Origin of the sequence: Amycolatopsis orientalis, assembly GCF_000943515.2 — a bacterium.
In the GTDB taxonomy this organism is placed as follows: domain Bacteria; phylum Actinomycetota; class Actinomycetes; order Mycobacteriales; family Pseudonocardiaceae; genus Amycolatopsis; species Amycolatopsis orientalis.
In genome coordinates, this window is sequence record NZ_CP016174.1 from 2,157,714 (window position 1) to 2,180,204 (window position 22,491).

Annotated in this window: 20 protein-coding genes; 15 read left to right on the plus strand and 5 right to left on the minus strand. The window is 65.7% G+C overall.

Going from position 1 to position 22,491, the window contains the following annotated elements; genetic code table 11:
* Window positions 1-22 precede the first annotated feature (22 nt).
* From SD37_RS09935 to SD37_RS09955, 5 genes are all read left to right on the plus strand, one after another.
* Window positions 23-1,003 (plus strand): LysR family transcriptional regulator, encoded by a 981-nt coding sequence (locus SD37_RS09935; RefSeq protein ID WP_236725306.1) that lies wholly within the window; start codon window positions 23-25, stop codon window positions 1,001-1,003.
* Between the two features lie 47 nt (window positions 1,004-1,050).
* Complete coding sequence (locus tag SD37_RS43045; RefSeq protein ID WP_044851418.1) at window positions 1,051-1,377, plus strand: hypothetical protein; 327 nt, start codon at window positions 1,051-1,053, stop codon at window positions 1,375-1,377.
* Between the two features lie 361 nt (window positions 1,378-1,738).
* Window positions 1,739-2,500 (plus strand): SDR family NAD(P)-dependent oxidoreductase, encoded by a 762-nt coding sequence (locus SD37_RS09945; RefSeq protein ID WP_044851419.1) that lies wholly within the window; start codon window positions 1,739-1,741, stop codon window positions 2,498-2,500.
* A gap of 2 nt (window positions 2,501-2,502) precedes the next feature.
* Window positions 2,503-4,602 (plus strand): transketolase, encoded by a 2,100-nt coding sequence (tkt, locus tag SD37_RS09950; protein WP_044851420.1) that lies wholly within the window; start codon window positions 2,503-2,505, stop codon window positions 4,600-4,602.
* A gap of 24 nt (window positions 4,603-4,626) precedes the next feature.
* Window positions 4,627-5,871, plus strand: a complete 1,245-nt coding sequence (locus SD37_RS09955) for an aminotransferase class III-fold pyridoxal phosphate-dependent enzyme (RefSeq protein WP_044851421.1) — start codon at window positions 4,627-4,629, stop codon at window positions 5,869-5,871.
* A gap of 1,364 nt (window positions 5,872-7,235) precedes the next feature.
* Here SD37_RS09955 and SD37_RS09960 read toward each other — a convergent pair.
* Window positions 7,236-8,261: an alcohol dehydrogenase catalytic domain-containing protein gene (locus SD37_RS09960; protein ID WP_044851422.1), complete on the minus strand. Its 1,026-nt coding sequence runs from the start codon at window positions 8,259-8,261 to the stop codon at window positions 7,236-7,238.
* Between the two features lie 33 nt (window positions 8,262-8,294).
* A complete protein-coding gene (locus SD37_RS42510) occupies window positions 8,295-8,531 on the minus strand; it encodes a hypothetical protein (RefSeq protein WP_145926571.1) in 237 nt (78 codons plus the stop codon).
* Window positions 8,532-8,794: 263 nt separating this feature from the next.
* Here SD37_RS42510 and SD37_RS09965 point away from each other — a divergent pair, with 263 nt between their 5' ends.
* Entirely contained in the window at window positions 8,795-9,556 is a 762-nt protein-coding gene (locus SD37_RS09965; protein WP_052674931.1) for a DUF1996 domain-containing protein, read from the plus strand.
* 491 nt (window positions 9,557-10,047) lie between these two features.
* Entirely contained in the window at window positions 10,048-10,227 is a 180-nt protein-coding gene (locus tag SD37_RS43630; protein WP_236725307.1) for a hypothetical protein, read from the plus strand.
* Window positions 10,228-10,285: 58 nt separating this feature from the next.
* Here the strand turns inward: SD37_RS43630 and SD37_RS09975 are convergent, their stop codons facing one another.
* Window positions 10,286-13,105: an AfsR/SARP family transcriptional regulator gene (locus SD37_RS09975; protein WP_044851425.1), complete on the minus strand. Its 2,820-nt coding sequence runs from the start codon at window positions 13,103-13,105 to the stop codon at window positions 10,286-10,288.
* Window positions 13,106-13,329: 224 nt separating this feature from the next.
* Between SD37_RS09975 and SD37_RS09980 the strand changes: the two genes are divergently transcribed.
* Together SD37_RS09980 and SD37_RS09985 are read left to right on the plus strand one after the other, a co-directional pair.
* On the plus strand, window positions 13,330-13,620 hold the full coding sequence (locus tag SD37_RS09980) for a hypothetical protein (RefSeq protein WP_236725308.1): 291 nt from the start codon (window positions 13,330-13,332) through the stop codon (window positions 13,618-13,620).
* A gap of 162 nt (window positions 13,621-13,782) precedes the next feature.
* The gene (locus SD37_RS09985) at window positions 13,783-14,694 is read left to right on the plus strand and encodes a lipoprotein (protein WP_044851426.1); all 912 of its coding nucleotides are present in this window, start codon (window positions 13,783-13,785) and stop codon (window positions 14,692-14,694) included.
* A 518-nt stretch (window positions 14,695-15,212) separates the two neighbouring features.
* Here SD37_RS09985 and SD37_RS09990 read toward each other — a convergent pair.
* Window positions 15,213-15,899, minus strand: a complete 687-nt coding sequence (locus SD37_RS09990; RefSeq protein WP_044851427.1) for a hypothetical protein — start codon at window positions 15,897-15,899, stop codon at window positions 15,213-15,215.
* 334 nt (window positions 15,900-16,233) lie between these two features.
* Between SD37_RS09990 and SD37_RS09995 the strand changes: the two genes are divergently transcribed.
* The gene (locus SD37_RS09995; RefSeq protein WP_236725309.1) at window positions 16,234-17,181 is read left to right on the plus strand and encodes an alcohol dehydrogenase catalytic domain-containing protein; all 948 of its coding nucleotides are present in this window, start codon (window positions 16,234-16,236) and stop codon (window positions 17,179-17,181) included.
* A 1-nt stretch (window position 17,182) separates the two neighbouring features.
* Here SD37_RS09995 and SD37_RS43635 read toward each other — a convergent pair whose 3' ends face one another.
* Window positions 17,183-17,335 carry a hypothetical protein gene (locus SD37_RS43635; protein WP_236725310.1) on the minus strand — a complete coding sequence of 51 codons (153 nt, stop codon included), beginning with the start codon at window positions 17,333-17,335 and terminating at the stop codon, window positions 17,183-17,185.
* Between the two features lie 524 nt (window positions 17,336-17,859).
* Between SD37_RS43635 and SD37_RS10005 the strand changes: the two genes are divergently transcribed.
* The 5 genes from SD37_RS10005 (at window position 17,860) to SD37_RS10025 (ending at window position 22,485) form a co-directional block, all read left to right on the plus strand.
* Window positions 17,860-18,687, plus strand: coding sequence for a GntR family transcriptional regulator (locus tag SD37_RS10005; protein WP_236725311.1), 828 nt, complete (start codon window positions 17,860-17,862; stop codon window positions 18,685-18,687).
* A gap of 117 nt (window positions 18,688-18,804) precedes the next feature.
* Complete coding sequence (locus SD37_RS10010) at window positions 18,805-19,431, plus strand: helix-turn-helix transcriptional regulator (protein WP_044851430.1); 627 nt, start codon at window positions 18,805-18,807, stop codon at window positions 19,429-19,431.
* A 39-nt stretch (window positions 19,432-19,470) separates the two neighbouring features.
* Window positions 19,471-20,739 (plus strand): ABC transporter substrate-binding protein, encoded by a 1,269-nt coding sequence (locus SD37_RS10015; protein ID WP_044851431.1) that lies wholly within the window; start codon window positions 19,471-19,473, stop codon window positions 20,737-20,739.
* 46 nt (window positions 20,740-20,785) lie between these two features.
* Window positions 20,786-21,643: a carbohydrate ABC transporter permease gene (locus tag SD37_RS10020; protein ID WP_052674932.1), complete on the plus strand. Its 858-nt coding sequence runs from the start codon at window positions 20,786-20,788 to the stop codon at window positions 21,641-21,643.
* A complete protein-coding gene (locus tag SD37_RS10025; protein WP_044851433.1) occupies window positions 21,643-22,485 on the plus strand; it encodes a carbohydrate ABC transporter permease in 843 nt (280 codons plus the stop codon). Before SD37_RS10020 ends, SD37_RS10025 begins: the two co-directional genes overlap by 1 nt.
* Window positions 22,486-22,491 lie beyond the last annotated feature (6 nt).

The following is a 22,491-nucleotide window of genomic DNA, read 5'->3' on the forward strand; positions in this document are numbered from 1 at the left end:
GCCAGGAGGTAGGGCGGAACCGATGAGGACCAAGGTGGAACTGCGGCACCTGCGTTACTTCACGACGGTGGCGGACACGTGTCACTTCGGCAGGGCGGCCAAGCTGCTGCACATGACCCAGTCCACCCTGTCCCTCGCGATCCGCCAGCTGGAAGACGAACTAGGCGTGTCCTTGCTGACCCGCACCACACGGCAGGTCCGCCTGACGCCGGCGGGCGAGTTCTTCCTGACTGAAGCGCAACGAATACTCCGAGGGGTGGATCTGGGCATCCGCAGTGTCCGGCTGATCGGCGACGGCAGACTGGGACTCGTCCGGATCGGTTTCACCGGAATGTCCGCTCTCCTCTACCTCTCCACGATCATCCAAGCGGTCAAGCGGCGACTGCCGAAGGCCAAGGTGGAGATCCACGACGATCTCGCCAGTTCCAGCCAGTGTGACAGGCTGCGCGACGATACGATGGACATCGGGATGCTCCACCCGCCGTTCGCGGGCGACGGTCTTGAAACCAAGGTGATCGCGAGCGAGCCGCTGATCGTGGTGATGCGTGCGGACCACCGGCTAGCCGGGAGGCCGGTAGTGCTGATGTCCGACCTGCGTGACGAAGATTTCGTCAGCTACCGAGAAGCGGATCCGGCGGTCGACCAGGCTGTGGCCCGCGGGTGTTCGGATGCCGGCTTCACTCCCCGAGACGGGCATCGCGCGTCCAGCACGGCGGCGTTGCTCGCGCTCGTCGCGGGCGGCTTGGGAGTCGGCGTCGTACCGGCATCGGCGCGAGCGTTGCCGATACCGGGCATCGCGTTCCGGGATCTCACCGGGGTGCCGCCCGTTCAGCTGGCCTTGGCCTGGCGGAAGGCACAGACGGCTCCGATGATGTCGGCCGTGCTCGCGGTGCTCGACGAGATCTGCCCTGGCCCGCGCCCACCCGCCGCCGGGTACGGGAGACCGGCAGGCCCCGCCGGCGCGCGACCAGCAGCACGAAGTACAGCAGCGCGGGCGCGGTGACCAGCTGGGAGACCCACAAGATCGTGTTTCCCAGCGAAACCCCGTAGATGAACCACAGTGACAGCCTCGCCCCGAACAAAGCCATGAAGTACCCGGAGATCTCGTCCGAACTCGCGAGGGATCGCAGTCGGATCACCTGCGGCACCAGCGCGGTGGCCGTCGCCGTCACCGCGATCCAGCCGAGCTGTCCGGTCGGCAACCCGGCCACCTGCACGGCGGCGGGAAGCCCGAGTATCGCCGCCATGTCCGACATCGCCTTCCCTGGCGACCGGGTGCCGAATCGGACGGTCAGGTACACGAGGATCAAGACCGGCCCGATCGCGGCGATCTGCGCGTACTGGAAGGCTTGCGCCTGCCCGAATCTGAGCCCGTAGACCAGCCACAAGCCGATCGCGACGCCTTGGACGACAAGGAACGCGCTGCTCAACTGGCCGGCGCTGCGCGTCGTCCTGATGATGCGGAAAATCTGCGGTACGAGCGATGCCGCGGTACTGACTCCAGCCGCATAGCCGACGAGGTCGGTGACTGACATGGGCTCTTTCCTGTTCATGAAACGTCGCTAAACACGGTGCACAGTGACACTGAAGAATCGAGTTGCCAAGCCACTGTTCCACCATTCAGAACGCCAAGAGTCCGCTGTTCCGCTAAACGGAATGAAAGCTTTTTCCGTCTCTCCATTCGTGCGATCCTCAGCCGGGCGAAAAAGTCCCCAACGCACGGAAAGGAAGAAACGCGGTGGACGTCACGGAAATTCCTACGGCGATAGTCACTGGAGCGACCACGGCCCGCGGCATCGGTCGTGCCATCGCGGTGAGGCTCGCCGAGAACGGTCATCCGGTGGCGCTGCTCGGGCGGAACCCGGCCGCCGCCCACGACTACGCGACGAAGATCGCGGACAAATACGGGGTTCCCGCACTGGGATTGCACTGTGATGTGACGGACCCCGCATCGGTCGACGAAGCCGTCCGCGAGACGAGTGCACGGCTGGGGCCCATCGGCGTCCTGGTCAACAACGCGGGCACGACCGACCCGAGCAGGTTCCTCGACATCGGCGGGGCCACTTGGGGTTCCGTGGTGGACGTCAGCGTGGTGGGCACGTTCAACATGATGCGGAGGGCGCTTCCGGACATGCTCAGCCGAAATTCCGGCCGCATTGTCAACATCACTTCGGTCAGCGCGCAGAATGGCGGCGGGGTGTTCGGCGGCGCTCATTACGCGGCCGCCAAGAGTTCGGTGGCCGGCCTGACCCGCGCCGTATCCCGGGAATTCGCGCACGCGGGGGTCACCGTCAACGCCGTGGCACCAGGATTGATCGACACCGATATCCGAGGCGAGGTCGATCCAGCGCTCATCGCCGAAGTGGTCAGCGGTATTCCCGTCGGCAGAATGGGCACGGCGGAAGAAGTCGCGGCGGCCGTCGCATTCCTGTGCGGCTCCGAAGCCGGGTACATCACCGGCGCGACGATCGACATCAATGGCGGGCTCTACCTGCGCTGACCATGATCCCACTCTCGTCGAGAAAGGAAATCGTGGAGGAATTGAGCTGGTCCGCGCTGGACCACCGGGCCGTCGACACGGCGCGGGTACTGGCGATGGACGCGGTGAACCGGGCAGGCAGCGGCCATCCCGGCACCGCCATGAGCCTGGCTCCGGCGGCCCACGTGTTGTTTCAGGCCGTGATGCGGCACGATCCAGGACAGCCCGATTGGAGCGGGCGAGATCGGTTCGTGCTCTCGGCGGGTCACGCTTGCTTGAGTCAGTACATCCAGCTGTATTTGACCGGGTACGGCTTGGCACTGGCCGACATCGAGGCCTACCGGACCTGGGGCTGCGTCACACCCGGCCATCCGGAATTCGGCCTCACCGCCGGAGTCGAGACCACCACCGGTCCGCTCGGCCAAGGCGCGGCGATCGCGGTCGGCATGGCCATGGCCGCCCGCTACGAGCGTGGTCTGTTCGATCCGGACACGGAACCCGGCGAGTCGGTCTTCGACCACACCATCTGGGCGATGGCCTCCGACGGCGACCTGCAGGAGGGTGTCTACCTGGAAGCGACCTCACTCGCCGGCCATCAGAAACTCGGCGATCTGGTCGTGATCTACGACGACAACCGGATCTGTAACGACGGCGAGACGCTCGCGTCCTGGTCCGAGAACGTGGTCGCGCGACACGAGGCGTGCGGTTGGCACGTGCGCGAAGTGGGACCGGCGCCATCCGGGGACATCGACCCGCGGGAGCTGTTCGCCGCGCTCACCGAGGCAAAGTCCGTGCGCGATCGGCCGTCGCTGATCGTCCTGCGCACGACCATCGGCTGGCCCGCTCCCACCGTCGGCGGCACTTCCACCGCGCACGGCACACCCTTTTCGGCCGACGAGCTGGCGGCCACCAAGCGGCTGCTGGGCTTCGATCCCGACCGGCACTTCAACGTCGACGCAGAGGTGCTCGAGCATACCCGGCGCGCGCGTGAACGCGGCCGCGCGATGCGACGGTCGTGGGAACAACGGTTCGAGCAGTGGCGTCAGGACCAGCCGCGGCGAGCGCAGGAGTTCGACCGCGTTCAGGCGAGGCGGCTGCCTGGGCGATGGCACACCGAAATGCCGATTTTCGAGCCAGGCCAAGACATTCCTACGCGTGTGGCCTCCGGCAGGGTGATCGCGGCGCTTGGCGGGGTGCTGCCTGAACTGTGGGGTGGCGCCGCGGACGTGGCCGCCTCGATGAACACCACGATCGACGACGGCTCACATTTCCTCCCGGCGGGCAGTCCGCTCACGGGCGCCGACCCGTACGGCCGGACGGTCAGCTTCGGCGTACGGGAACATGCGATGGCCGCGATCATGAACGGCGTCGCGTTGCACGGCGGCACCAAGATCTACGGTGGTACGTATCTGGTCTTCGCGGACTACATGCGGCCCGCGTTGCGCATGGCGGCGATGATGGGGCTTCCGGTGGTCCACCTCTGGTCGCATGATTCGATCGGGGTCGGTGAGAACGGTATGACCCACCAGCCGATCGAGCAGCTGGCCGGACTGCGTGCCATGCCAGGGTTCAAAGTCGTGCGGCCCGCTGACGCCAACGAAACCGCGTTGGTGTGGCAGGAGGTGCTGCGCAGGCAGTTCGAGGACCCCGCACCGCACGGCATCGCGCTGACCAGGCAACCCACTCCGGTGCTGCCGTTCGACCCTGACGCGGCGCGCGGCGGCTACGTGGCGCGCGAGGCGAGCGAAGACCCCGAGGTCATCCTGATCGCCACTGGATCCGAGGTACAAATCGCTCTGCTGGCGAGGGAAATCCTGGAATCCGAGGGAACTCCGGCGCGTGTCGTCTCGATGCCCTGCGTCGAATGGTTCGATGAGCAACCCGCCGAGTACCGGGAATCCGTCCTGCCGAGCGCGGTGCGGGCTCGCGTCGCGATCGAAGCCGCGGCCACACTGAGCTGGCATCGCTTCGTCGGCGATGCCGGCCGGATCATCGGCATCGATCGGTTCGGCGAGTGCGGTCCCTACGAGGTGTTGTACCGGCACTTCGGCCTGACACCGGAGGCAGTGGTCGCCAACGCACGCGAGTCCATCGAAGCCGCACGTGTCCACACGACCATCTGAAACGTTCCGGAGCGGAGTACGCCAATGACGAACGAAATCCTGGAGACGTCGCTGCGCCGCCGCGCGACGGCGGTGATTCCCGGTGGCATGTACGGCCACATGACGCGCGCGTTGCTCAGCGAAGACCATCCGCAGTACGTGACGGCCGCGGACGGCTGCCGGTTCACCGGCGCGGACGGCCGGGAATACCTGGACCTCATGTGCGGCTGGGGGCCGGTTGTGCTCGGCTACGCCCATCCTGCGGTGCGGCGGGCCGCCGACATTCAGGCGGGACTCGGCGACTGTGTCAACGGTGCTTCACCGGTGATGGTGGAACTGGCCGAGCTGCTGGTGGAGACGATTCCGTCCGCGGACTGGGCCATGTTCGCGAAGAACGGCACCGACGCGACCACCACCTGTGTGACGATCGCGCGGGCGGCCACCGGACGTCGCAAGGTACTCACCGCCCACGGCGCCTATCACGGCGCGGTCCCATGGTGCACTCCCGGATCGAGCGGTGTCACCGCCGAGGACAGGGCACACGTCGACCACTTCGAGTACAACGACATCGCTTCACTTCGGCGAGCCGTAGACCGGGCGGGCGACGACCTCGCGGCGATCGTCGTCTGTCCATTCCGGCACGACGTGCGACAGGACCAGGAGCTGGCCGATCCCGAGTTCGCGCGTGCCGTCCGCACCCTGTGCGACCGCACCGGCGCGACGATGATCCTCGACGACGTCCGTGCCGGGTTCCGCCTCAGTCTCGGTGGCAGCTGGGAACCACTCGGGGTGCGGCCGGACCTGGCGGCGTGGTCGAAGGCGATGGCGAACGGCTACGCGCTCGCCGCCGTCACCGGGATCGGCGCACTCAGCGAAGCGGCGTCCGAAGTCTACGTCACCGGTTCTTTCTGGTACTCGGCCGTTTCGATGGCGGCGTCGATCGCGACGCTGACCGAGCTTCGGGAAACCGATGCGCTGAGCAGGATGGAGAGCGCGGGGCAGCGGCTACGGGCAGGCCTGGACGCCCAGGCCGCGCGGCACGGTTTCGAAGTCAATCAGACCGGCCCGGTGCAGATGCCCTTGCTGACCTTCGCCGGAGACACCGACTTTTCGGTGGGAACGCGTTGGGCCCGCGAGGCCGTGCAGCGCGGGGTGTACCTGCATCCCACGCACAACTGGTTCCTTTCCGCGGCACACACCGCGGCTGACATCGACGAAATACTCGAGCGCACCGAGGACGCGTTCGCGGTCGTCTCACGAGATCTCGGCAGCCTGCTGTCCCAGGGCTGACCGCCCGAAGGCAGCACAGTCCACATCGGAGGCCGGTGGCGCGTCCGATGTGGAAACCCCTCGACTCTGAGCGACCGCAGGTACCAGAGGGGAGGCGGCGGCGAGGCCTGGGTCGGGTTGGTCGTGAGTGGCAAGTCGCGTTATTGAGGGGTAAGCCAAATGTGGCGCGTCCCGGTGCGGGTCCGGACTGGCTGACGGAAGCCGGGCCACGACCGGGTGTCCACAAGGGACACTTTCCCGGCGATAAATGTCCGACCTGAGCAGTTTGCCCGGTATCGCAAGGTGGTCGTGAGTGGCAAATAGCGTTCTAACCCTCATTGCCACTCACGACCCCGTCCAGGACCGGACGAATAAGCACCAATCGGACAGCGATTCGCCGGAAACTGTCCTTTATGGACAGTCAGGAGGCGCGCCCCGCCTCCTCGGGTAACCCCTCGCCGGGCACACGGTAGTGAAAGCCCTCTTCGCTACCGTGAGGGCAGACAAGGGGGACCTTCACGGCAGCGACCCGATCACGCCACGTTTGCCTTACCCCTCTATAGAACACGAATCGCCACTCACGACCCACCCGGGCACCGTGATCTCGCGCCCCTTCCTGGCGCTGCCGGGAAGGGACGTCTGCCATGATTTTCTGCCCATATTGACACTGGCGGTTGGGTTAGGGTGATTGTCACGTGGCGGGCATGCCCCCCTTGCACACCCACACTCGGGGGTAGCCACGTGGAGGAGATAGGGAGGGCAGCGGTCCGTTCTCGCCGGAAGGCCCCGGCTAGCAGAGCGGGCCGCTGCCGTTTCTCGCCTGGTTCAGCGGTGACGGTCAACTTCAGGCTGAAGTGACCACGCTCGGGGCAGGGCATGCCCGGGCAAAGCGTCGATCACTATGGGCAGCCGGGCCAGTTTCCTCTTGACTACCTCGTATGTGGCGCCGGAGAGTGGTGAGCGAGGAAGCCCCCGCGTCGATCGGTTAGGGAGTCGTTGCCCTAGTCGGGGGCTTCCTCATCCCACACCACAGGGATTGTCGTCCACATTGTCTGCCCACGCGCCCCCGTCTCGGTGACGTAATGTGGGCATAGCGTGGCCCTCGGTTGCTCTTGCCGAGGTAGCGCCCGTCCTGAGGTGTCACGCGACAGTGAAGGAAAACCAGTGGCCCGCTCCTGCGCTCCGGACCCCGGCTTGCAGGAGCGGGCCACTGTCATACCCGATAGTCGAGGCCATGGTGGAACCCCATCGGGCGATCTCATGTACATGAAGATAAGGTCTTTGCCCCCCTTTTCCCCTGTCCTGCCGAGCTCGTCGTGCCTATGACAGGCGAATATGTGTCCGATGCGTATCTGTGCGGCTTCTGGCCGAGGTTTCACCAACGCTCACAAGGTGATAAGGACCTTGGTCGCATGGCGGTCCACCATCGCTTGGTAACCGTGGCCGACGTCGGCGAGTTTGAGGGTCCGGTCGAAGACCGCGCTCGGATCCAGCTTGCCGGTGACGACTTCGCCGAGCAGTGCCGGGAGGTAGGCGCGGACGGGGACCGGGCCGCCGCTGACGGTTATGTTCCGCGATGAACAGGCCATCGAGTCCAAGGTGCCATGTGGCCCTCCGACCACACTGATGGCGCCGCCGTCGACGCAGATCGCCATGGCGGTGTCCAGCGCGTCCTGCTCACCGACGGCTTCCACCACCAGACCGGCCCCGGCGCCCTCGGTCGCTTCGATCACCTGGGCCCGGCCCTCGGCGCCTCTCAAGCTGACGAGGTCGGTGGCACCGAACTTCTGTCCGATCCGCAACCGGTCTTCGTGGTGCCCCAGCAGGAAGATCCGCTCGATGCCCAGCCGACTCGCGGCGAGGACCGCGCACAATCCCACCGGGCCGTCGCCTACGACGGCCATCGTCTTGGGTGTGGGCCGTCCACCGGCGTGCACGGCGTGCTGGCCGGTCGCCATCACATCCGCGAGGGTCAGCACGGCCGGAATCCGCTCGTCGTGCTCGTCGAACGGCACAGGCACGAGAGTGCCGTCGGCGAACGGCACACGTACCCCTTCCGCCTGTGCGCCACCCGCCGCGACACCGAACATCCCGCCCCGCGCGCACGAGCTTTGTGCTCCGTGAACACAGCGGTGACATTCACCGTCCGAGAACATGAACGGTGCCACCACCAGTTCTCCCGGACGTATCGACCGGACCGACGAACCCACGTTGGCCACCACGCCGATGAACTCGTGTCCGCAACGCGGTCCCCGTACCGGTCCTGGCCTGCCGAGATAGCCACGCAGATCGGTCCCGCAGATCCCGGAAGCAACTACGCGCACGACGGCGTCCGTAGGCTCCTCGATTTTGGGGTCGGGTACCTGATCCACGGTCACCCGGCCGGTTCCACGAAGTACCGCTGCCCTCATGCTCTTGCCTCCTGAGGCGGAACCGGCCGGTCGTCACCCTTTCGGCAAGGTGACGTTTGGTGTGATATGAGGAATATAGGAAATCCCGTGGCCGAAGGTCAGGTACGTTCCAGCCCGCGAAACCTGTGTTTGTCCTGTGACCTGCGGCCAGTAGTTCCCGTCGGCCTCGGAGTCCTTTCGGGCGATGATGGTAGACGAATCCACCGGACTTTCGAGCCAGGCATCGGTTTCCCGCTCGAACTTGGTCGGTCCGACAAGTTTGCAGGCCATTGAGGCAGAATCGAGGCGCCCTCTTCCCGGCCGTCATGCATAGTCGAATGGTGAGTGGTCGACAGGGTGAAAAGCGGCCAAGGCGTACGTGGCTCGCGGGCGCCGTTGTCGTGGTGCTCGCCGCCATCGCCGTGAGTGGTTGGTGTTTCGGCTTTCCAGGCCGGTCGAGCGCGGAGCATGCCCGGCCTGCCGGAGCGAGATTCCTGGCCATAGCCGCGGCGCAACCGACGGCCGTGCTCGCGCGGCCACGACCTGGCGCGTCCATGGGGACCCGGCGCTTCGACTGCGGGCGCAACGCCGAGGGCGTACGCAACTCCGACAACTTGATCACGCGACCCGGTGTCGCCGGCGGAGCGCACCACTTGCACGACTACGTCGGCAACATGGCCTCGAACGCCTTCGCGACAGAACAGAGCCTCACCATCGCGCCGACGACCTGCCAAGACAACGACCGATCCAGCTACTACTGGCCAGTGTTGCGCGTCCCGGGTGATCATGGGCACCAGGATCCGGAGGCCGTCCTGACTCCCTCCTCCGTTCTTGTCCAGTACCGGGGAAATCTCACGACGGCAGTCGTGGCCATGCCGCCCTTCCTGCGCATCGTGGTCGGCAACCCACAGGCGTACACCCAGCCGGGCAAGACGATCGCCAGTGCCAACTGGACCTGCTCGGGAAGCCGTGAACGTACGACGACGCTGTATCCACGTTGTCCCGCCGGCCAGCAGGTGGTGCGAGTCTTCGACTTTCCGAGCTGCTGGAACGGGACGGCCGTCGACAGCGCGAATCATCGCGCGCATGTCGTGTATCCGATGGCCACGGGCGCTTGCCCGGCGAACACTTTGGCGGTCCCTCAGCTGCATCTTGAGGTAGCCTACGATATTCCGGTCGACGCCAACTATGTCATCGACACTTTCCGCGAAGAACAAGGCAGTTCCTCGAGCGACCATGCCGATTTCATCAACGTGATGCCCGATGCCCTGATGGCGGAAGTCGTCCGGTGCCTCAACGAAGGGCTGAATTGTTGAGGTAGGGACGGGGCGCCGGTCACCCGCGAACATGGCGAGGTCGAGGTACGTATGACTAGAGAGGCTTCTGTGCAATGAAGGGCTCAACGCGCGGTACCCCGCGGTGGAATTCTCTATGGGCCGTGTTGGCGATGACACTCGGCATCGCCGCCTGCGGAACCGCCCAAACCGATGGCCAGGCGAAGGGAGGCGCGAGTAGCGCGGCCGGCGCGACCACTCAGGCGTCCGCGACCACAAGCGGCGCCTCCCGATCCTCGAGTTCCGCCGGGGCGGGAAGTCCTGCAGCCGCGGTCGAGCGCTGGGTCACGCTGATTCTGGCGGGGCGTTTCACCGAAGCTTGCCTTGCGAGCGCACCCGTGGCTTCCCCGGACCAGGATCCCGAAACTTCGTGTAATGACCCGGCTGTCTTGGAAACGGCGAAGTCCTTGCGCGACGCTTGGGCCAAGCCGGGTGTCGAGTTGCCGCCACGGGGAAAGGTCGAGGTGATCGGTGTGACCGGTGATGGACCCGTGATCACCGTTCCGGACACGGCGATCACCCTGGACGGCCGCACCCTGCGCAGTCTCGAACTCATCGGTGGCAGTGGCGACAGCAAGTCGTTCACTCTGACGCTGAACGTGGAGAAGCGGGATGGGGCCTGGTACGTCGCGGACTTGAACCTGGGCGTCTGAGGCGTCCTCTTGGGCGGTCGTGAGCCCGTTTCAGTGACCGTATCTCCGTCCTGATCGGTCAGGACGCTGCTTCTGCGTCAAGGGAAGAGAGGAGTTCGCGCGCCACGTCCGCCTCTTCCCCGTCGAGCTCGACGAAGATGTCCAATGCCAGAAGCGCGAATTTCCTGGCCGGCGGGTAGCGATTCGCCCGGCGGTGCAGTTCTGCGGTTCCCAGCAGGGCGAGAGCTTCGTGGTACCGATCACCCAATCTTCTGCAGAGTTCCAGTGTCGCTTCGTATTCATGCATTGCCTTCGAGGAGTCGCCCATGTCCCGGTACGCGTGGGCGACGTTGACCATCATGTTGGCCTCGAGCAAGACCGCGTCGCAGGCGCGAGCGGCTCGCAGGCCGATTTCCGCGTACGGTAACGCCTGTTCCGGTCGCCCGGACTCGACGTAAAGTTCGCAGAGTGAGTCGATGCAGCCGGCCTTCTGGTAATGTGATGATTCGTGCGTCGTCAATTCGACCGCCTCGAGGGCGTAGGCGATACCTTCTTCGTATCTTTTCATTTCGCGCAGTGTCGATGCCAGATTGGCCAGCATGCTGGAATGCAGGTGGGAATTGTCGATCTCGCGGACTGCCGCAAGTCCACGTTTCAGATGTGCCACGGCGAGATCGTTCCGTCCGAGCCGGGAGTTTCCGATGCCGAGGAACATCAGGATGCGAGCCCGTGCTCCGGGGTTCGGCAGTTTTTCGGTGGATGCAAGTGCGATGGTGAGAAGCTGGATCCATTCCGACATCAGCCCTGTCGAATAGAAGCTGTTGTAGGTGCACCAGGCCAGCTGCCAGACGAGCTCATGTTCACCCAGCTCTGCGGCATGTTCGATCAAGGCGACGATGTTCTTGGTTTCGTACTCGTACCAGGTCAGTGCCGACTCACGTGTCTCGAATTCCGGCAACGAATGCGCCGATGGCGGAATCCGCAGAGCGGGTAGCGGATAGTCCTTGATGAGCCGAAGGAGTGCCGCGCGCATGGCGTGCAGATACCAGACCATGAGTTCGCGGCTTGCTCGGCGGCGCATCTCCGCCGTCTCCCCGATCTCGGCCATCTCACCGGCGTAGACCTTGATCAGGTCGTGGAATCCGTACCGGTTCGCGTCGGGTTCGAGCAGATGTTGTTCGCTCAACGCATGGAGGATCTCGCTGGTTTCGGTGAGCGGACGATCGATCAGGGCGGCCGCCGCGTGAACGTCGATCCGCGGGGCGCGGACCAAGCCTAGCAGGCGGAAAGCCCTGGCCGATTCGGTATCGAGAGTGGTGTACGACCAGGAGATGACACTGCGCACGGAGGTCATCTCGTCGTCATCGACGTGGAGGTTGTCCAGCCGGTCCTGTACGGCGTGCAGGTTCTCGACGAGTTCGCGCAGGCTCGTGTCAGGATCTCCCGAGATCTTTTCGGCCGCGACCCGCAAGGCCAGTGGCAGGTAACCGCATAAACGCACGAGCTCGGCAGCGTACGTCACTTCGTCGTCGACTCGCTGACCGCCGATCGTATTCCGAAGGAGCTCCAGCGCTTCGGCTTCGGTCAAGAGGCCCAGGGTCAGCCGGCGTGCCCCGTCCCTGGCGACCAGGCCACTGAGCCGATTGCGGCTGGTCACGAGCACCAGACTGTTCGACGTGCCAGGGAGCAGGTCACGTACCTGCTCGGTCGAGACGGCGTTGTCCAGCAGGATCAGCACCCGCTTGTCGGAGAGCAGGGTCCGGTACATCGAGGCCAGCGCATCCGGTTCGGATCGCCGGCGCGCGCTGCCCAAAGCCCAGAGTAGATGGCCGAGCGCGTCACTGGTGCTGAGCGGCGCGCGATTGGGGTCGAAACCCCGGAGGTCGAGGTACAGCTGACCGTCCGGGTAGTTTTCGAGGACGGTTCTGGCGAACCGTACCGCGAGAGTGGTCTTGCCGATCCCGCCCGCGCCGTCGATCGCCGAGATGACGAGCGCCTTGCCGCTCGCTCGGGTGGTCGAGCACCACTGCTCGAGCTGGTCCAGTTCTTCCGTCCGGCCGATGAAGTCCGGCGCTTCGTGCGGGAGCTGAGCGGGAACCGGGGATCGAGTCCGCGCCGGTGTCTCCGTCGGCGTGTCCAGTTCCGGCTCGGAGCGCAGTATGCGCAGATGCAGATCCGTGAGAGCGGGGCCGGGATCGAGACCAAGCTCGTCGGCGAGCACGCGGCGAGCCGCCTCGAACTCCGTCAAGGCGTCCGCGCGCCGGCCGCTGCGGTAGAGGGCCAGCATGAGCTGAGCGCGCAGGCCTTCGCGGAAGGGCGCGGCCTCCACGGCCTCGCAGAGCTCCGAGATCAGTTCGCGATGCCTTCCGCAGGCGAGCATGAGTTCCGCCCGCTCTTCGACGAGCTGGTAGCGCAGTTCCGAGAGGCGGACCCGTTCCGACTCCGCGAACGGCCCAGGCAAGCCGGACAGCGGGTTCCCTCGCCACAGTGCGAGACAGCGACCTATCAGGTCGGCCGCCGCGGACCCTCGCCCCGCTCGCGCGAGCTCGCGCGCATCGGAGAGCTGGGACTCGACCACGGACACGTCGAGCTCGTGCTCCCCGACGGCAAGCTGATAGCCCGCCCCGGATCGGGTCAGAACTACGTCGTCCGCGATCGACAGGGCCCGGCGGAGGCCGTGAATGTAAGTGTGAACACTGCCTTCGACGGAGGCGGGCGCGGCATCGCCCCATACTCCGTCGATGAGCTGCGCCCGCGAAACAGTCTGGTTGGCGCGCAGGGCGAGAATGGCGAGGACGGCACGCTGCCGGGGTGGCCCCAGCACGATCTCGTGGTCTCCCGCCTGGGCCTTCACCTCACCTAGTAGCTCTATCCACATGGTCTGCTCTACACCGGCCACGGCACTCAAACCTCCCGCAGGACCAGAGTCGCGCATCCCTATGGGCCAGCCGGGCCGATGGCGGCCTGGTGTGCCCCTTCTTACCCGGGATTCTGGACTTTCGTTCACCCTGGAGTCGCGTGGTCACGAATGCCGGAGCAGGCTCGTGATCTTCTTTTCGGCTGGTGAAGAAAGAATGAAGGTTTTCGTCTCAAGCTGGAGCAATGTAAAGGTGACCGCGTGGGATGGTGATCGTGATGACCGGTGTCCGCATCGAATTGAACCGGCGAGAGCGGGCGATGCTACGGGCCGTCGCTGCCGGGCGTGGCGTTCTCGTCTCCAGCTGTGAACCGGCTCTCACGATCGACGGCTGCTGGTGTGATCACGCCGCGGTGCACAATCTCCTCGCCGCGGGACTCATCGAGAAAGAACACCAGGTGGCGTACGGTCAGCCGACCCCCGCGGTGATCACGAGACTGGGTGAAGCCGTGCTCGCCGAAGCCACGGAACACTCTCGCCGGGCATCCGGTGCCTGAAAATATCGAGCTCATTCCCCTGAGTCACTGATTTCTTGACAGTGTCGCAGGCTGGAATCATCGCGAGAAAGTCAAATTCCTTTGAACCACCGCGGTCATCGATCCGTGTGGGTGGCATGGGTTCCTCCGGAAGGCCTGGAGGACAGGTGTAGGGAGATCAAATTGTTCAGCAAACGACTCGTGTCGATTTCCGTCTTGATGACCGTGGGTGCGCTTTCGTTGGCGGCTTGTGGCTCACCGGCGCCGCAGCCCGCGCCGGCCCCGGCCGCACCCGTGCAGGCCGAAGAAGGCGGCAGCGGCCCCACGCTGCTGGCCGGCACGGCCAAGGCGAACAACGCGGAAGAGAAGACGGGGGACTGGGCCACCGGCTCGGACGGGACACCGAACACCGCGGAGCGGACCACCGCCCGGAAGTGGGTGCAGCTCAAGGCCACCAAGGCAGGCGACCTGAGCCCGGTCGTCGTGAACGGTGCCGGCCTTACGCTCTACCGTTTCGACAAGGACACCGCGAAGCCGTCGAAGTCCACCTGTGACGGTGAATGCGCGAAGACCTGGCCGCCGGTTCTGGTGACTGCCGGAAGCAAGGTCTTTCTCGCCGGAGTGAAGAAGTCCGCGGTGGGCACGGTTCGACGGAGTGACGGTTCCCTGCAGGTGACCATCGGCGGCTGGCCGGTGTACCGGTTCGCCAAGGACACCGCACCCGGTGATACGAAGGGGCAGGGTGTCGGTGGTACCTGGTTCGGTGTCGCACCTGACGGCCGGAAGGCGGCGGGACAAGGCGCCCCGGCAGGCGAGACGCCCCCGCCGGCGTCGGAGGGGCAGAAGCCGGCGACCAGTGCGGTCCTGTTCGATGCCAAGGACTTCAGTGACAACGAAGCCTCGCAGGGGGTGGCCGGAAGCGGTTGCAAGAATGTCGCCCGAGTAGGGGTCGCCTCGTCGATCGCCGCCGCGGGTTCCTTGAAGATCTGGAGCGCGAGGGACTGCAAGGGCAAATCACTGGTCATCGACGGTGATGTCGCCGACCTCGCCGGCGTCGGCTTCGACAACGCGGTCGCATCGGTCTTCTTCGGCTGACGGATGGACCAGATCGCCCGCCACGGATCCGAAGGCTTCCGTGGCGGGCGACTGCCGGATACCGGCGAGTGGGGCAACCTCCCCGGCAAAGTCGTTGCCGCTGGTCGGGCGACGCCTGGGGACGCGTTCTCGGCTGTCCACAAGGGACACTCTCCGAGGCTGCAGTGCCCGATCCAGGTGCTTTGCGTGGCTTTGCGACTGGGTCGTGAGTGGTAATGAGGGTTCTCTTGAGGGGTAGGGCAAACGTGGCAGGTTGCGAAAGACCTCTTCGCAACGTCAGCTGGGGGGTGGTCGGCCCAGACGGTAGTGAAGGCATCCCTCGAAGTACATGATGGCCTCCTTCCTTGCGCCTGGCGCAAGGAAGGAGGCCATCATGTACCGGGGAAGGTGTGCCAGATTTGACGTACCCCTTAATCTCACCCGCCGACCAGCCATAACGACTTTGCCGGGGCCCTGAGAGTGCGGCAAAGGCAGTGCCGCACTCGCGTGCTCTGGAACGCCGCTTACGGCTTTGCGGCTCAGGAATGCTTCGGTTGCGTCCTGGCCTTGCGCATCGCCGCGATCGCCGACTTCAGCGCGGCGGACGAGGACGAACCGGCGAGGGTCAAGAGTGAAGCGGGTTCCTCGAACCGAACCTCAGGGGGAAGCGCGATCGGGGCGGGCGCGGGTGCGGGAGCGGGGGCCGGCTCGTCCGCGACCGGCCGTCGCAGGTGGGCGAGCAGAGCGGGACTCGGCTTCACCGGCTCCGGCTCCTGCATCGAGTCGGGCTGACTTTCCACGAACACCGGTTCGACGGCAGGAGAGACCTGGTCTCGCTCTTCGGCTACCTGCTGCGCTTCAGTGCGCGGAGAAGCACTCGGGTCAGTGCGCTGATAGCGGAGAGACGCGGTCAGCTCACGAATTGCCGCGAGCGTGTCCGGATGTACGATGCGACGCTTTCGCCGGACGGTCACCGGCGGATTCTTCCGGCGCTCTTCGATGGTGGTCACGGTGACGGCGAACTTGCCCCGGTGGCTCTGGGCGTAGTGGGCGGCGGAGCGCTGGTGCTTGCGTCCCGCGCCGAAGGGCCTGAGCCGCATCAGCCGGTTGAGGTCGGCGTCGATGTGAACGTCGATGTCATGATCGGGACACAAACCGCGCCAGGCGCATCCGTCGATGGCGCAACGGCGTAGGTGATCGAGTGATTCACTGGTTTCCGTGGCCATGCCCCACGGTACGACGAGGGCTGGGGGTCTTGCCCGGCCGAATGTCCCAACGGTCAACCGTCGTGCCTTTTCTTCCGTGCGGATGGCAGGTCTTCCCTGTGTTACCGTGCCAGTTGCCCGCTGACGAACTTGGGAATCGTCGGCTTTGCGCCATATCGAGGGGAGCGCCGGTGACCTTGACGAGTTTCCTCCCGCGTGGCGCGGCAGGGCTGCGAAAGCCGTGAGTATCCAGCATGGACTTCCCCTCACCATGCGGGCGGTCCGGTTCAGTCCCGTCACCGGGAATCCGGAAGTAGCGGAAGTCCCAGTGCCGGCGCGACGGCGCGATGAAGTCGTGGTCAGGGTCGCCGCCTGCGGGATCCGTGGATCCGATCTGGCCTGGTTCGACGCTTCCCCGGCACCACGGACGCCCGTCTATACGCCGGGTCATGGCGCGGCAGGTGTCATCGCCGAGGTCGGGGAAGACGTGGCGTTGTGGGCACCCGGCGACCGGGTGGTCGTCGCGGACGGCCGGGCATGCCGGAACTGCCCCGAGTGCCGGAAGGGTCTCAGCGCGGACAACTGCTCCGACCTGCGGTTCATGGGCGAACACTACGACGGGGCGCTGGCAGAATATCTGGTCACTCCGGCGACGGCGCTGGTCGCCGTTCCCGGTGCCATGCCGCTCGAGCACGCGGCGGTTCTCTCCGGTGCGTTGTCCACCACGTACGGTGCCATCGACGCCGCGGGGCTGCGGCCTGCCGAAGCCGTCGGCGTCTGGAGTTCGGACGGAATCGGCAATCACCTGGTCCGGCTGGCCCGGATTTGCGGTGCCTCGCCGATCCTTGCCCTTGACCGGCGCCCCGAGGGTCGCGAACGGGCGCTCGAACAGGGTGCGGACGTCGCTCTGGATCCGGCGAACAACCGTGTCGCCTCCTACATCGGGGCGATCACCAAAGGCCGGGGGCTGGATGTGGCCTTCGATTTCGTGGGCAGCGATTCGACGTTCGACCAGGCGCATGCCGCCCTCGGCGCACGGGGACGGCTGGTCATGGTGAAGACGGCGTCCGAGGGATCATTCGGCATGCGGACGTTCTCCGAGGGCGACGAAGGCCGGACCGTGATCGCCCATACCGGATACCGCGTCCGTCATCTGCGGGACCTGGTCGAACTCGCCGAGCGCGGGCGGCTGGACGTCTCTGCTTCCATCGGCGCGATTCTTCCACTGACGCGTATCGCGGAAGGGCTCACCAAGGTGCGCGAGCACGAGGACGACCCGCGCCGACTGCTGCTTCGGCCCTGAATCAGGATCGCAGTTCCACGGGGCCGAGTGACCATCTGACGTGACGGCCCGTCTTCTTCGCGCTCACCCGGTGGAGTTTCTGCAGATCGTTGAGCAGTTCGGACGCGCGGCTGTGGTGGATCCGCATCGCGCCGGCCACCTCGATCGTCCGCAACGGAGGACGATGGTCTTGTTCGGCTTGCCGGAGCAACCAGATCACCTGGCCGACGGAGGACCACAAAGGATCTCGGTCGAAAGCGGTTCGCTCCTCGTGCGGCATGTGCTGCCGACATGAGGGCGCGTAACGGCGCAGGGGCGCGGAATAGCGGACGACACCCTTGCAAGCGCGACCGGAACGAGACAGGCATCTGCAGTGCGGCCTGCCGGCTTCGTCAGTACTCGGAGGCGAACTTGCCGGAGAAGTCGAGTTCATCGGTGAAGGCGAATTTCGGGTCGTCGAGAAGCTGGGCACCTTTCAAGGTTTCAGAAGCCCGGCCTTCCTGTCGAGGCAGGAAATCCGTGACTTATGGGCCTTGACGCGGCACACCCGGGCCCCTGCCGGAAAAGGATCGGTGTTGCCCTGGTCGTCTGTGTTTGTGCCCTGCTGTCCCGAGTTTCCCGAAACCGCTTTACCGAGCCAGGACGGAAACACAACTGTCTGTTGGATACTCGTTGTCGATCGTGGCGTATGGGAGCGTTTTGCAGCAGCGGAAAGGGACGGCGCCGAGAACGTGGTCGGGGGAGATCGCCGACGGGATCCGACGCCGAATCGGCGACGGCGAGCTCAAGCCCGGTGACCGGGTGCCGTCGATCCGGAAGATCGCGGAAGAGTGGCAGGTAGCGCATGCCACTGCCACCAAAGCCGTTGCCATCCTTCGTACGGAAGGGCTGGTCGAAACCATCCCCGGCGCGTACACCGTGGTCGCCGGTGGGCCGGGCAGCGGGCGCAGGCGGGACAATTCCCGTGAGCGCATCGTCGTCACCGCGCTCGAGATCGCGGACGAGGAAGGCCTGGACGCGGTGTCGATGCGAGCCGTCGCGACCAGGCTGGGTGGCGCGACGATGTCGCTGTACAACCACGTGAAAGGCCGTTCTGAGCTCGTCACCCTGATGGCGAAGACCGTTCTGGCCGGGATCGCGCCTGTGGACGAAGGTCTGCGAGGCCGGTCCCGGCTCGAATCGTCCGCACGATCGCTATGGGCGGCGTATCGGCGGTATCCGTGGCTGACGCGGTTCGATGTGAGCGGTTTAGGGCCGCTGTCGTGGCTCGCCGAGCAGGGCGAGGAGGTCACTGAACCGGTCAAGCAGGAAGAGGGTTCGTCGACCGCGCTGCACCACCGCGTCCTGCTGCACGCGCTCGTCCGCGGATTGGCAGCGGACCTCTTCGGCGACGGAGCGGGACCAGACGGGGCATGGTACTTGACGTGCCTCGGGCAGACCTGGGTGAACGACGCGGATGTGCTCTTCGACCTCGGCCTGCGTGGCCTGCTCGACGGGCTGGCCGACGGTGGTCCGCACGGGGGCTAGGGTACCGCGCGAAGTTCGACCGGGTGCTCGAAACATGCTCTGGCCTGGGCGTTAAGAGATCGTGAAGTCCGATTTCGCATCCTCATCACGCACGGGGTACCGAACTCGGAGGGACACATGGCGGAACCGGTACGTGTCGCGGTGCAGGCGACCGACACGATCATGCAAGCGGGCTTGACGAGTTTCCTGCGAACCCGCCCCGAACTGATGGTGGTCGGCCGGCACGAGCTGACCGAGTGTGACGTCCTGGTCGTGCACATCGACCGGATGACCCAGCACACGGCCGCCGAACTTCGAGGTGACCCGGTCATTGGCCACGTTTCGAAGGTGCTGGTCGCGAGCGAGCTGAGAGAGAACGACATCTTGTCGGCGGTCGAGTGCCGGGTGGTGGCGGTACTGGCGAGAGCGCAGACCTCGGGCGATCGTCTCGTCGAAACGATTCTGTCCGTCGTGCCGGGCCGAGGTCGGCTGCCGGCGGACCTGCTCGGACAGTTGCTCGATGGTGTGCGGCGGCTGCAGCGGGAGGCACTGGTCTCGCGTGGGCCGGACTCCGCCGGTCTGACGCCGCGTGAAGTCGATGTCCTGCGGTTGATGGCCGAAGGTCACGACACCGTCGAGATCGCGGACAAGCTCTGTTACTCGGAGCGGACCGTGAAGAACGTGATCTACGGGCTGACCAACCGTCTGAAGCTGCGGAACCGTCCGCACGCGGTCGCTTACGCGATGCGTGCCGGAGTGCTTTGAAGGTCTTTTCGGGTGACGTGGTGACAGGGAAGGAACGGAATGACTTCCGGCTGGCGTAAACGCTTCATCGTGGTCGTCGCCCTCGCGGGCATGGTGGGTGCCGGGTGTAGTAGCCCGCCCGAGAACAAGGAGATCGACCTGAGCATCGCCACCTTCGGCGAGTTCGGCTACGGCCCTCTCCTCAAGGAGTACGAGGCGGCTCATCCCGGGGTCAAGATCCAGAGCCGGGTCGCTGATTTCGAGGCGCATCACAAGGGCATCGCGACCCAGCTGGCCGCGGGTCGCGGCGCTGCCGACGTCGTGGCGATCGAAGAGCAGTACATGCCGCAGTTCCGTCAGTCGGCGGACAAGTTCGTCGACCTCACCGGTTTCGGCGCCGCCGCGCTGCGTGACCAGTGGCCGCAGTGGAAGTGGGAACAGGGGCTGGCGAACGGCGGCAGCACCGTGATGGGCCTCGGCACGGACATGGGCGGACTCGCCATGTGCTTCCGCAAAGACTACTTCGCCCAGGCGGGCCTGCCGACCGAGCGTGCCGCCGTGGCCGCGTTATGGCCCACGTGGGAGGACTACGCGAAGACGGGGGACCTGTTCTCGGGCAAGGTTCCTTCGGCCAAGTTCGCCGACTCGGCGGGCGGTATCTACACCGCGATCCTGAACCAGTCACCGGAGAACTTCTTCTCGGCCAAGGACGACTCCTTCATCGCTGACCAGAACCCCGCCTTGCGCCGGGCGTTCACCATCGCCGGGCAGATCGGCGCGAAGGGACAGACCGCGCGGGTGACCCCGTTCACCCAACCGTGGAACGTCGCCATCAAACAGGGTTCGTTCGCCACCATCGCCTGTCCCGCGTGGATGCTCACGCAGATCCAGGAGGCGGGCGGCCCGGAGAACGCGGGCAAGTGGGACGTCACCGCGGTGCCCGGCGGCGGTGGCAACAACGGCGGATCGTTCCTGACCGTGCCCACGCAGAGCAAACATCAGCGCGAGGCCTATGACCTGGCGAAGTGGCTGACCGAGCCGGCGCAGGAGATACGACTGTTCACCGAGTCCAACATCCTGCCCAGCGAACCGGTCGCCTACGGTGCGCCGGAGGTCCTCGGCAAGACCGACCCGTACTTCAGCGGAGCGCCCATCGGCCGGATCTACGCGGCGTCGGCCGACAGCCTGAAGCCCAACTACCGCGGTTTGAAGGACGCCAAGGTGCGCCCGACGTTCGGCACGGCGCTGGGCCGGGTGGAATCCGGCAAGCAGGCACTCGACGCGGCTTGGGACCAAGCGGTCACGGAAGCCCGTGCCGCAGCTTCGTGAGCGGGGATTCTCGGCTCGATGGGATCGGCGGGTCACGCCGATCCTGATGGTCATGCCCTTCTTCGCGCTTTTCGCGGTGTTCGGGCTGTTCCCGCTGCTCTACACGCTCTGGGTGTCCTTGCACGACTGGCAGTTGATCAACGGCGACGAAGGTTTCGTCGCCTTGGACAACTACTCCGCACTGTTCAGCGACGCCAAGTTCTACAACGCGCTCGGCAACACGCTCACCCTGCTGTTACTGGCCACGGTGCCACAGATAGTGCTGGCGCTCGGCATCGCGGCCCTGCTCGACCGGCCGTTGCGCGCCAAGACCTTTTGGCGATCGGCGGTCCTGCTGCCGAACGTGGTCTCCGTGGCCGCGGTCGCCTTGGTGTTCGGGCAGCTGTTCGGACGCGACTTCGGCGTCATCAACTGGCTGCTGGGCCTCGTCGGTGTGCCACCCCTCGACTGGCACGCCCAGGGGTGGTCCGCACAGGCGGCGATCGCGTTGATCGTCGTCTGGCGGTGGGCGGGCTACAACGCGCTGCTTTACCTGGCGGCGATGCAGAGCGTGCCCGCGGAGCTGTACGAGGCCGCGGAACTCGACGGCGCTTCCCGGCTGCGGCAGTTCTTCTCCGTGACGTTGCCGTCGATCCGGCCGACGATCCTGTTCACCGCGATCGTCTCGGCCATCGGCGGAATGCAGCTGTTCGTCGAACCCCAGCTGTTCGACACCAACGGTGTGGCAGGCATCGGCGGCGACGACCGGCAGTTCCAGACGATCGTGATGTACCTGTACGAGAAGGGGTTCGGGCAGTTCGACGCCGGTTACGCGGCGGCGATCGCCTGGGTGGTGTTCCTCGTCTGCGCGGCGCTCGCGGCGGCCTGTGTCGTCCTCGCCCGCCGGATCCCCGGGAGGTCGTGATGGCGGAACGACGCCGCCGGCCCGGCTTCTTGGTCTACGGTGCGCTGCTGGCGGTCGTGGCCGGATCGGTCTTCCCCCTGTACTGGTCGTTCGTGGTGTCCACCAGGGACGGATCCGCGATCGCCGAGCGGACTCCGCCGCTGACTCCTGGCGGACATCTCCTGGACAACGTGCGTGAGGTCTTCGACAAGGTCGATTTCTGGCTCGCGATGCAGAATTCGCTCATCGTCTCGGGCACGGTGACGGTGTCCAACGTGGTGCTGTCGAGCCTCGCCGGATTCGCCTTCGCCAGACTGCGGTTCCGGGGCCGCGACACGCTGTTCCTGCTGCTGATCGGCACCGTGATGGTGCCGACCCAGCTGGGGATCATCCCGCTGTACATGGTGGTGAGCGAACTGGGCTGGTACGGCGAGCTCCCGGCGGTGATCGTGCCGGGCCTGGTGAGCGCGTTCAGCGTGTTCTGGATGCGTCAGGCCTGCGAAGAAGCCATTCCCCGTGAATTGCTCGACGCGGCCACCATGGACGGGTGCTCGATCCTCCGGGGCTACTGGCATGTCGGGCTGCCCGCCATCCGGCCCCAGGCGGCCGTACTGGCGATGCTCACGTTCATGGCGGCCTGGAACGACTTCTTCTTCCCGCTCGTCGTCCTTGACCCGCATGACAGTCCCACCGTCCAGGTGGCGTTGTCGACATTGGCCAGCGGTTACTACACCGACTACGCGCTGATGCTCACCGGCGCGACACTCGGGGTGATCCCGGTGATCGCGCTGTTCGTCCTGCTGGCGCGGCACATAGTCCAGGGCGCCTTACGCGGCGTGCCGAACCCGGATTTGAAGAGATGAGAGGAC